This is a genomic window from Kaarinaea lacus, assembly GCF_975902315.1.
In genome coordinates, this window is sequence record NZ_CDLKIE010000240.1 from 24840 (window position 1) to 32907 (window position 8068).

The 8068-nt window shown below is 44.7% G+C and carries 7 protein-coding genes; 4 read left to right on the top strand and 3 right to left on the bottom strand.

All coding sequences use genetic code 11. The annotated features are described in order from the left end of the window. Positions 1 to 111: 111 nt before the first annotated feature. From ACWVCM_RS07380 to ACWVCM_RS07390, 3 genes are all read right to left on the bottom strand, one after another. Positions 112 to 1089, bottom strand: a complete 978-nt coding sequence (locus tag ACWVCM_RS07380; protein ID WP_455201085.1) for a hypothetical protein — start codon at positions 1087 to 1089, stop codon at positions 112 to 114. A gap of 285 nt (positions 1090 to 1374) precedes the next feature. Beyond that, the gene (locus tag ACWVCM_RS07385) at positions 1375 to 2475 is read right to left on the bottom strand and encodes a hypothetical protein (protein WP_455201086.1); all 1101 of its coding nucleotides are present in this window, start codon (positions 2473 to 2475) and stop codon (positions 1375 to 1377) included. A 70-nt stretch (positions 2476 to 2545) separates the two neighbouring features. After that, the gene (locus tag ACWVCM_RS07390) at positions 2546 to 3355 is read right to left on the bottom strand and encodes a cytochrome c3 family protein (protein WP_455201087.1); all 810 of its coding nucleotides are present in this window, start codon (positions 3353 to 3355) and stop codon (positions 2546 to 2548) included. Positions 3356 to 3616: 261 nt separating this feature from the next. On the opposite strand from ACWVCM_RS07390, the gene ACWVCM_RS07395 reads away from it, so the two are divergent. The 4 genes from ACWVCM_RS07395 (at position 3617) to ACWVCM_RS07410 (ending at position 7839) form a co-directional block, all read left to right on the top strand. Further along, positions 3617 to 4900 (top strand): c-type cytochrome, encoded by a 1284-nt coding sequence (locus tag ACWVCM_RS07395; protein ID WP_455201088.1) that lies wholly within the window; start codon positions 3617 to 3619, stop codon positions 4898 to 4900. Between the two features lie 53 nt (positions 4901 to 4953). Continuing rightward, positions 4954 to 5904 (top strand): c-type cytochrome, encoded by a 951-nt coding sequence (locus tag ACWVCM_RS07400; RefSeq protein WP_455201091.1) that lies wholly within the window; start codon positions 4954 to 4956, stop codon positions 5902 to 5904. 36 nt (positions 5905 to 5940) lie between these two features. Beyond that, positions 5941 to 6987, top strand: coding sequence for an N-acetyl-gamma-glutamyl-phosphate reductase (gene argC / locus ACWVCM_RS07405; RefSeq protein ID WP_455201089.1), 1047 nt, complete (start codon positions 5941 to 5943; stop codon positions 6985 to 6987). Between the two features lie 132 nt (positions 6988 to 7119). After that, positions 7120 to 7839, top strand: coding sequence for a DUF6776 family protein (locus tag ACWVCM_RS07410; RefSeq protein ID WP_455201090.1), 720 nt, complete (start codon positions 7120 to 7122; stop codon positions 7837 to 7839). Positions 7840 to 8068: the final 229 nt, after the last annotated feature.

The following is an 8068-nucleotide window of genomic DNA, read 5'->3' on the forward strand; positions in this document are numbered from 1 at the left end:
AAACTGCCTCGAAAGAGAATCTGAACGGGTATATTCAGTTTTTAGCTAGTTATGAAGTAAAAAAAACGCCACTAAACAGTGGCGTTTTTACTTTTGATGTCGTTTTCTTGGTTACTTAATATGACAGGTTAGACAAAGCCCACTTGGATTACCTTCCCCCGTGTTTACATTACCATTACTTACACGTAAGAAACTCGGTATAAAGTCCGTACCGGGACCATTAATTGGTACACCATGAGGATCGTGGCACGATGCGCATTCCACTTCGTATTGTTCCCCTGTGTTGTACATCCTAGGTTCGTCCTTATCAGGATAAGTGTTTCCGTTTGTATCGTGGAACCACATGTCTGCTCCCGAAGCATTGCTGAAGCCTTTGTAGGGTTCAAAGAAGTCTACGCCAATGTCTTTGCCGTAGGGGCCTTCAGGGTATTGAATCCCAATTGGATGGTCGTTTCTTAAATCTGTGCCTATCACAAATACCGTGAAATCAGACATCGAGGTTTGAGAGGTATCAGTATTGTGGCATAAGGTGCAAAATCCGGCATCCTGTGTTGGGCCCATTCTGTAGTGAAGGCCGACGGGGCCGGTTCTACCACTATTTCCCCATTGATCGAGGAAGGTGGAGTCCATGGCAGTTTCCTGCGCTTTAGAATAAAAGCCTGAGCCCGGCATATTGATGATTGAATCAATAGAGATTGTGCCGTCGTGGCATGACAGGCAAGTCAGGGAGTTCGGGCCCGGTTGGCCAATAGGACGATTCAATGTCCTGGGTTTATCGTAAATCTGATATTCACCCGTGTTGATGGTGCGGTTCCATAACGGTGCATCCACCTGGCTGTTTGCGCCGTGAGGTGTATGACAGTACACGCAAACTTCTACATACTGGTTTCGAAACAAGTCCATTGCATTACCTGCGCCACCTGCTTCGACATTGTACGATAGCGTCAGGTTATGCCGGGTATTTGATATGCTGTCTCTATTTGGTGCTCTCGAGAAAGGATTCCAACCATCAGCAATAGCGCTGATTGAGAATAAAACTGCAGATATTACAAATGTGCCTTTTAAGGCATTCAGATATAACCGCCTCATGCGCAAGCTCCCCTCATACTGTGAACCACTACTCTTCTAATCCCTCAGAAGCAGTGCCCCTCTTGCTGCTCCACGTTACAACAACGGTGTGCGCTGTTCTACATTATTACTTTTATTATCGAACCGAGCTTTTTATTTTTCTGTTAACTGCTATTGGTTATTGATATAACAGCTAACTCCTTAAACCTTCCCAGTTCTTAAGGTTAATTTAATCTAATAAAATTACAGCAATGTGTCAATAAATATATTCAATTACGTAATACGTAAGTGACTCATTTGATTTGTTTATTTCTTAGTCGTGCGTACAGAGCTGAGCCATCCTTGGTCTTCGGGTAAATCTGCTGGTCTAAAAACATCCACTTTCTTAAAATATTGATCTACCATGTATACGCGACCATCTTCATCCACAGCGACACCAGCGGGAAGCATGTATTCGCCAGGTTTTCCGTCAAATCCGCGATCGCCAACAAACAATAATAACTGTCCCTGGGCATTAAAAATCTGAAAGTTACCAAACGCGGCGTCTACGACGTAAACATTGCCATCTTTGTCTGTTGCAACGCCTTTAGGCCGTGAAAACTGGCCACTTCGACGTCCAATTGCGCCAAAGGTACCTTTGTAAGTGCCATCTGAGGCAAAACTTTGTATTCGAAAGTTTCCGCCATCGACGACATAAACTGTACCATCAGGAGCTGCTGCGGCTTGCAATGGCAGGTTGAATTGACCGTGCTCAGTGCCGCGTTCGCCAACTGTTTTAAGATGCTCCCCTGAAAATGAGTCGAAGATATACATGCGATGCTCTTGGGAATCGACACCGCCGGTATCGACAACATAAATCTGTGATCCATCTGGACTGACGGCAACACCGGATGGTCGACGAAAATATTCTGCGCCGCCAATAGCTCTCAGATAATTCCCGTCTTTATCGAAGACAACAACCCGCTTGGCTGAATTATCTGCAACGAACACGGTACCGGAATTTGGATCGATGGCCAGGCCAATTGGTTTGATTAGCTGGCCAACACCTTCTTGACCAAGAATTTTGAAGTCTTTTCCCGGGACATCAAATACCAGAACAACCCGTTGTACGGTGTCACTGACATACACTTTCCCTTGGTGGACCGCAACACCATAGGGTTTTTGCAATCCATAGCCAGAACCTAATGTACCGGTGGCAAAAGTTTTAAAGCGTTCCATTGCCGATGATTCTTTTACATCGAAACTGGTCCGTAATGTGCGCTCGTAAATAAATCGTGGTTTTTCTGGTGGCGGTGGATAGGCTGGGGGTACAAATTCGCCTTCTTTATGCCCACTGGATGAACAACCGTTTAAAAGAAATGCTACCAGGAATAAAGTGATGAAATAATAAGCTAATCTCTTATACATTGGTTTTTTTAAAGTAAATGTTGTTTGAAATGAGATCTAAAAACGATCTAGAAGTAAATAATTATAGATATTATTTCGTATGGCAGGTAAAACACAATACCTCTGCATTAGCGCGCAATAATAGTTCATTGTTGGTGTCGTGTACATTATGGCAGGTCATGCATTCAACGTTTCCATTGTAAAGTTTTACACCGTTATCAAATCCAGCTTGATGATCAGGTGGCCGAAAATCGGGATCATCCCAACCTAAGCCTGCATACTGCATCGAAATTGGATGGTCATTTCTCAGATCGGTTCCAATAACCTTGACGGTGATGTCATGCGCAACTTGACCATTGTGGCATTTACCGCAGCTTTCAATATCATCGCTGGCATTTATACGCATGTGCATAGCGGTATCTTGTGTTGGATCGAATGTGACCGGCTTAAAAACCACCATATCGACGGCCATAGTACCGTCATGGCAAGACAGGCAGAGCATACTAATCGGATTTGGTGTACCAGGTCTTGAGTCTAACGTTTGAGACAGGGATTCAGGGTAGAGTTGGTAATTTTCCGTGGCGGGAACGAAGCGGTTCCAACCAAGAATGCCGCCAAAATCTGCTGGTTCAGCGCCGGCTTCTTCTGGAGGAATGTGGCAATAAACGCATGAATATCCGTAATCAGAAAATGCAACACCAGGCATAGCAACGACACCTGCTCGTTCATTTAAGCCGGTGAAATCATGTTTTGACCCAAGGATGGGATCGTCAGCCCCCAGTACCGGATCTCCTACAATCGCTTCAGCAATCGCGTACGATCCGTAAGCTAAACTGCAAGAAATAAAAACTACTAGGAACAGACCAAAACATGTTTTTTTGTTTGGTGCTGTGGAATTCATGAAGTAAAACTATCCGCCCTGTTAGAACTATTATTGACTATCTATGATAATCTTTCACTTATAAATTCGATCAGGCTTATTTATGACCCTATCGAATAATTGTAATATCCTGCCCCCTATATAAAAATAGAGTATCCTAAAACTTTAAGCTTAGCTATATATTACGGTCATATTATTGTATTGCTTTAAAAAATAAGGGTTCTTAATATCAGCAACTTTTATTAAACTGGCTTTCCGTGTCAATTTGGTGGATATATACAGATGTCGTTTTTGAAAAAATCAGTAATTTTATTTGCAATCAGCGGTTTAAGCGGATTATTAACGCCGTTATCAGCAGCACCCTTAGCAAGTTCGTCTCTGGCAGATTCTGCAGCAACGAATGAAAAAATAGATGGTGCAAAGGTATATCTGGAGAACTGCTCCATTTGTCATGGTGATGCTGGAGACGGGAATACGCGCGCTCAGGGCAGCTTACGCCCGCCACCAAGGAACTTTACTACCGTCTCGGCAGCTGTTGAGCTAACCAGGGAAAGAATGATTCTATCTGTTACTCATGGTCGTCCGGGAACGGGTATGATGCCTCACAAAGATCGTTTGTCTGAACAGGAAATTGCCGCAGTAGTGGATTATATACGTGCGAACTTTATGAAGTTTCCTGATGATAAAAGCAGCGCACAGCTGGCTAAACATGTTGGTGGCGAAAAGATCTATTCCAAACACTGTTCAGTTTGCCACGGTGACAAGGGTACAACAGCTGTCTGGGCCCGTAGTGGCTTGAATCCCCAGCCCAGGGATTTTACGACGGCTGAAGCGCGTAAAGATTTAACGAGAGAACGAATGATTTTATCCGTTGCCAATGGCCGACCCGGTACAGCAATGATGCCTCACAAGGATAAGTTGTCTTCCCAGGAAATCGAACAGGTCGTAGATTATATACAATCGGCATTCATGAGTGGCCCAATCGCAGTTGAGCCAGGCAGCCCGCCATCCATTGCAGCACATCAAAATCTGCCTCAGGCTACCTCACCACGTATGCAGGGGCATCCGCAAATGCCTGGATTTAGTGTACCAGGTACAACAAGCTCAGCACCCGCTGCGGCTATGCGGGCTGATCCTCATCGACGTGATCCACATGCGGGTGGCATACCTATGACTGCACCCATAGGGCCTGTTGTTGCTGCTGACATGAAAGCCCCAATGCCAGGGGGATTGAAGGGCGATGTCGACAAAGGACGCCAATTTTATATGAGCAATTGTTTTACCTGTCATGGTGTCAAAGGCGATGGAAATGGTCCTCGTGCGCATTTCAATACACCTCGACCCAGGGATTTCACCAGTGAAGCATCCAGGCGTATGTTAAATCGTGAGCGATTATTTAATTCCATTACCAAAGGCAAGGTAGGTACAGTGATGCCAGCCTGGGGGAAGGTTTTGACAGATCAGCAGATTGCAAACATTGCCGAGTTTGTATTTACTAATTTTATTCAACAAAAAGTTTCAAAAGCAGAAGTTCAGCAAATCAACCCCAAAAAAAAAGCCAACTAACAATTCCAGTCGATCAAGCGCCGAACGAGAATTCGGCGCTTAAAACATCTTCGATTCCACCGTTAACAACTTCGCCAACTACTAATGCTCGACATGAGCAGGGCCGGGACATTTATAATTTCTATTGCTATTTTTGTCATGGGTATTCGGGCAACGCCAGGACTTTGGCAGCAAGTTACCTGAATCCGAAACCTAGAAATTTTGTTGCTACATCTCCCGATGAATTAGCTCGTAATGACATGGTTAAGGCGGTTACCCACGGGCGTCAAGGTACCGCGATGAAAAGTTTTAGTCGTACGTTGTCAGAGAATGACATCGAACTTGTGGTCGATTTTGTGCGTCAGGAATTCATGACTAACAAAGCGGAAAATACCCGGTACCATACCGAGGAAAACGGTTGGCCAAATCACGAGCAGTATGCCGTGGCATTTCCATTTGCGCTGGGGGAAATTGCTATAGATGTTCCAGATGATTCGTTGACTGTAAAACAACAATTAGGTAAGCGTGTTTTTTTGCAGAGCTGTGTTACGTGTCATGATCGAGCCAAAGTCAATGATGAAGGCGCTATTTGGGAATTGCGCGCGGTATCCTTCCCACGAAACCAGTACTCGCATAAAGAGAGTAACTCACCGCCCGCTGTTGATGCGACTACGCAGGCATCGCCATACGCGAAACACGATATCGCTCCTGTCGTAACAGGTCTTACAGCTAAAGAAAAGCACGGTGAAAAATTGTTTCAGGATAATTGCGCCTTCTGTCATGCTGCTGATGGAACGGGTAAAAACTGGATTGGTAGTTTCCTGGATTCCCATCCCCGCAACTTAACGGACGCAGAGAACATGGAAGCAATGACGCATGCTCGCTTGAAAAAAGTTATTCAGGATGGTTTGCCAGGTACTACTATGTCGGCATGGAAACATGTGCTGAAAGATGAAGAGATTGACAGTATCATTGCATATATCAATCGCGTGTTTCATCCTATTGTTGATGATCGTAAACTATAGTCTGACTGGATTAGGCGATGAAGCCGGGAGTGCAGGGTGACCGAAAAATTGATTAAAGTGGGCGTAGTTGGTGGCACTGGTTATACAGGTGTGGAGCTGCTGCGCTTGTTAGCGATTCACCCCAATGTAAGTCTGAATGCAGTGACATCTCGATCAGAAGCGGGTACGGCTGTCTCTGATTTATTCCCGAGTTTACGGGGTTATCTTGAGGTGAATTTTTCAACGCCGGAAGAAAGCGGATTAGCTGATTGTGATTTAGTTTTTTTTGCAACACCGAATGGCGTAGCAATGAAGTCCGTTCCAGAGCTTGTTAGCCAGGGGGTGAGAGTCATTGATTTGGCGGCAGATTTTAGATTGAAAGATCAGCAGGAATGGGAACATTGGTATCAGCTAGATCATTCCTGCCCAGAATATCTCGAGCAAGCAGTGTATGGATTACCCGAAGTGAATCGTGAAGCGATCAAAACAGCATCGCTGGTTGCTAATCCTGGCTGCTATCCAACCTCGGTTCAGCTGGGATTATTGCCGCTGCTGGAGGCAAATTGTATACAGGCGGGTGGAATCATTGCCGATTGCAAGTCCGGCGTTAGTGGTGCAGGGCGCAAAGCCAGTCTTGGAACTTCATTGTGCGAAGTCAGCGAAAGTGTGAAGGCATATGCGGTATCTGGTCACCGGCATCTCCCTGAAATAAAGCAGGGCCTGAAAGCGATCCACGGAGCCGATGTGGACATGGTATTTGTGCCGCACCTGATGCCCATGATTCGGGGCATTCATGCCACTGTTTATGCCAAGCTGAACAGAGAGAACAATTACGATCTTCAACAGTTATTTGAGAAACGTTATAAAAATGAAACGTTTGTCGATATATTGCCCGCCGGGAGCCATCCCGACACGCGTAGCGTAAAAGGCGCAAATTTCTGCAGAATCGCCGTCCACCAGCCCCAACAAGGTGACACGGTCGTCATTCTATCTGTCATTGATAACCTGGTTAAGGGTGCTGCAGGCCAAGCAGTTCAAAATATGAACATAATGTTTGGCCTAAGTGAGTCCACAGGTCTAAATAACCCAGCCTTAGTGCCGTAATAATTATAGATAATCTGCTGTTTGTGTTGCGCATGCTACGCAAGCGCGCCTGCAGCAGTATCCTTTTGAATTGTATAGATAATTTTGCAGCTAGGCTATTTGGGATATGGATAAGAAGGACGGCGCATCAACATGGCTTCACAACTAATCATCAAATCACCGCAACCAGGCAAAAATGCAGCGCTAACCATAGTGTTACTCATTGTTCTTGTTGGAGTCGGATATGGCATGTATTTTTATGGACACAACTCGTCAGGATTTGATTACGAGGTACTTAAAACTGCGCACGATAAAATGCAAGAACAGCTCTATGAGATTGACCAGGAGAATTCCGTGTTGCGGGAAGAAAAGGCTGTATTAGAGCAAGCAGCGCAGATAGATAAAAAAGCCTACAACGATGTCAATGGATCAATAAAACGTCTTCAAAAAGAAATCCTGGAACTGAAGGAACAGGTGGCGTTTTATCGTGGAATTGTTTCTCCGACTCAAACTGCTGCAGGATTGAATATCACCAGTTTTAAACTCAACAAACTAGGCACTGATTCTGGTTACCATTTCAAACTTGTATTAACCCAGGTCAAGCAAAACAACCGCATTATTCGCGGTAAAGCCAGTATTCTTATCGATGGTTTGCACGAAGGTGAACCCAAACAAATTAATGTTTCAAAGTTGATGGGTAACACAAAGCCTGATCTAAATTTACGCTTCAAATATTTTCAAACCATCGAAGGCGATATGGTTTTGCCGGAAGGATTTATTCCTTCCAGTGTTTCGGTGGATTTAAAGCCATCTGGACGAGGACAAAATTCAATTTCACAAACATTTAACTGGCTTGACATAATTTCCGGATAAATACTTTCCAGCGGATGGGATTGCACCAAATAATATTAACTCAGTAGAGGTATTTCATATGTTCAGTAACAAAAAAGCAAAACGCAGTTCAGAATTGGATTCGTTGGTCGGTGCTAATACCAAAATGGTTGGAGATGTGCACTTCAGTGGTGGATTGCATATTGATGGCACGGTGAAAGGAAATGTCATAGCGGAAGGGGAAGAATCTCTGGTCACCACCAGCGAGAAA